General features: G+C 40.5%; 3 protein-coding genes. All 3 read left to right on the forward strand.

Annotated features, from left to right (window positions below; translation table 11 throughout):
* Positions 1 to 1,874 (forward strand): excinuclease ABC subunit UvrB (gene uvrB / locus RWM06_RS09655; protein ID WP_313970955.1); only part of this gene is annotated, 1,874 nt, incomplete at its 5' end.
* Between the two features lie 9 nt (positions 1,875 to 1,883).
* The gene (locus RWM06_RS09660) at positions 1,884 to 2,510 is read left to right on the forward strand and encodes an NAD(P)H-dependent oxidoreductase (RefSeq protein ID WP_313970956.1); all 627 of its coding nucleotides are present in this window, start codon (positions 1,884 to 1,886) and stop codon (positions 2,508 to 2,510) included.
* A 14-nt stretch (positions 2,511 to 2,524) separates the two neighbouring features.
* On the forward strand, positions 2,525 to 3,013 hold the full coding sequence (locus RWM06_RS09665; protein ID WP_313970957.1) for a GNAT family N-acetyltransferase: 489 nt from the start codon (positions 2,525 to 2,527) through the stop codon (positions 3,011 to 3,013).
* Positions 3,014 to 3,138: the final 125 nt, after the last annotated feature.

A 3,138-nucleotide genomic window follows, 5' to 3' on the forward strand; every position in this document is an offset into this window, starting at 1 on the left:
CTCAGATTCTGATGGGGGCGACTGGAACAGGGAAGACCTATACCATGAGTCAGGTCATTTCTAAAGTCAATAAACCAACTCTGGTTATTGCTCACAATAAAACTCTAGCAGGACAGCTCTATGGGGAGTTTAAGGAATTTTTCCCTGAAAATGCAGTTGAGTACTTTGTGTCTTACTATGATTATTACCAACCTGAGGCCTATGTCCCTTCTAGCGATACCTATATTGAAAAGGATAGCTCTGTCAATGACGAGATTGACAAGCTCCGCCACTCAGCGACTTCAGCCCTTTTGGAGCGTAATGATGTTATCGTCGTAGCTTCCGTTTCTTGTATCTATGGTTTGGGTTCGCCCAAGGAATACGCTGATAGTGTCGTGAGTCTACGTCCAGGTCTTGAAATTTCTCGTGATAAACTCTTAAATGACTTGGTCGATATCCAGTTTGAACGTAATGATATTGATTTCCAACGGGGAAGATTTCGTGTGCGTGGAGATGTGGTGGAGATTTTCCCAGCTTCCCGTGATGAACACGCCTTTCGAGTAGAATTCTTTGGAGACGAAATTGACCGTATTCGTGAGGTTGAAGCTTTGACAGGTCAGGTCTTGGGAGAAGTGGATCATTTAGCGATTTTCCCAGCTACTCACTTTGTGACCAATGACGACCACATGGAAGTTGCCATTGCTAAAATTCAAGCAGAATTAGAAGAGCAGTTAGCTATCTTTGAAAAGGAAGGTAAATTGCTTGAAGCTCAACGTTTGAAACAGCGGACAGAGTATGATATTGAGATGCTACGTGAGATGGGCTATACCAACGGGGTTGAGAACTATTCACGTCACATGGATGGACGTAGTGAGGGTGAGCCTCCTTATACCCTTCTCGACTTCTTCCCAGATGATTTCTTAATTATGATTGATGAGAGCCATATGACCATGGGACAAATCAAGGGCATGTACAATGGAGACCGTTCGCGTAAAGAAATGCTGGTTAATTATGGTTTCCGTTTGCCGTCTGCTCTGGACAATCGTCCTCTCCGTCGGGAGGAGTTTGAAAGTCATGTACATCAGATTGTTTACGTTTCAGCGACACCTGGTGACTATGAAAATGAACAGACCGAGACAGTGATTGAGCAAATCATTCGTCCGACAGGTCTTTTGGATCCTGAGGTGGAGGTCCGTCCGACTATGGGACAGATTGATGACCTCTTGGGTGAAATCAATGCCCGTGTTGAAAAGAACGAACGAACCTTTATCACAACCTTGACTAAGAAAATGGCAGAGGACTTAACCGACTACTTTAAAGAAATGGGCATCAAGGTCAAGTACATGCACTCGGATATCAAGACTTTAGAACGGACAGAGATTATCCGAGACTTGCGTTTGGGTGTCTTTGATGTCTTGGTCGGAATCAATCTCCTTCGTGAAGGGATTGACGTTCCTGAAGTGAGCCTCGTAGCGATTCTTGATGCTGACAAAGAAGGTTTCCTTCGTAACGAACGTGGATTGATTCAGACCATTGGACGTGCTGCTCGTAATAGCGAAGGCCATGTCATCATGTATGCTGACACTATGACTCAGTCTATGCAAAAAGCCATCGATGAAACAGCTCGTCGTCGGAAAATCCAGATGGCCTATAATGAAGAACATGGTATCGTTCCACAAACTATTAAGAAGGAAATTCGTGACCTGATTGCCGTAACCAAGGCGGTTGCTAAGGAAGAGGACAAGGAAGTCGATATCAACAGCCTCAACAAGCAAGAGCGCAAAGAACTAGTCAAGAAACTGGAAAAACAAATGCAAGAAGCTGTCGAAGTGCTTGACTTTGAACTGGCAGCTCAGATTCGTGATATGATGCTGGAAGTCAAGGCCTTGGGTTAGGGGAATTTTATGAATATTTTAGTTATCAATGGACATCCTGATAAAGAAAGTTACTGTCAAGCCATTTTTCAAACGATTGTAGAAAATATAGACTCAAAGAGACATGAACTTGAAATGATTAATCTTAATGAGGAAGAGTTTGATCCTGTTTTACGTTATGGTTATCGACAAAGGATGGAGGACGATCCGTTTATTCTACGCTCTCAAGAATTAATCCAGTGGGCAGATCATTTCATTTTTGTTTATCCTATTTGGTGGAGTAGCATGCCTAGTCTATTGAAGGGGTGGATTGATCGTGTTTTTACGCCAGGCATTGCATACTCTGCAAATAATCGAGGAAGCTTTATTTTGAATTACTTGAGAGGTAAACAGTTCAAAAAGTTACTAAAAGGGAAAACAGCTAGTATCTATGCAACCTCTATGGCACCAACTTGGTGGTACAAAGTATTTTCAGGTCAGATTAACATTCCAGACAGTTATGGAATATCAGTATTAAAGAATGCTGTACTGAATCACTGTGGCATAAAAACAAAGAGGGTTTCAATCTTAGGAGAGTTAGGCCGTGAAGTGAATACAAGTTCAACAAGACAAAAATTTCTACAAAAAGTAGCAAAGGAAGTCAGGGTGTTGAATTAAGGAGAAGAAAACAAATGACGATTATGATCAAACAGATGGAAACTCCTGAAGAGATAGAAGGTAAGTCCCTCGTTCATTGGCAGACGTGGAGAGAGGCTTATGACGATCTTTTGCCTGCAGAATTTCAGGAGACAATGACATTAGAAAGATGTCGATTCTTTAGTCAAAAGTATCCAGAAAATACATTGATTGCGATAGATGGTCTTAAGGTAATTGGTTTTATCAGTTATGGCAACTTTCGTGATGAGACTATTCAAGCTGGCGAAATTATTGCCTTATATGTTTTAAAAGACTATTATGGAAAAGGTATTGCACAAAAGTTAATAAAAGCAGCTTTGATTGCTCTTGATCATTTTTCTGAAATTTTCTTATGGGTATTGAAAGATAATAAGTGCGCCATTGCTTTCTATCAAAAAATGGGTTTTACTTTTGATGGACAAGAAAAGATGCTTGAACTTGGAAAGCCTATAAAGGAAAAACGAATGGTATTTTATTCTAAATAATTTTAAAAAGTAGAAGCTAGAATCTCTGGTACAAGTCTGAAAATGTAATAAATTAGAAAGCGAGTAAATTTATGTCCCGTTCCCAATTAACGATTTTAACAAATATTTGTCTGATTGAAGACCTC

Origin of the sequence: uncultured Streptococcus sp. (assembly GCF_963516575.1) — a bacterium.
Lineage (GTDB): Bacteria > Bacillota > Bacilli > Lactobacillales > Streptococcaceae > Streptococcus.

What these genes read in the sequence shown, in the direction of transcription:
- RWM06_RS09660 (WP_313970956.1), top strand. Translation starts at nt 1,884, where the DNA reads ATGAATATTTTAGTTATCAATGGACATCCTGATAAAGAAAGTTACTGT.
- RWM06_RS09665 (WP_313970957.1), top strand. Translation starts at nt 2,525, where the DNA reads ATGACGATTATGATCAAACAGATGGAAACTCCTGAAGAGATAGAAGGT.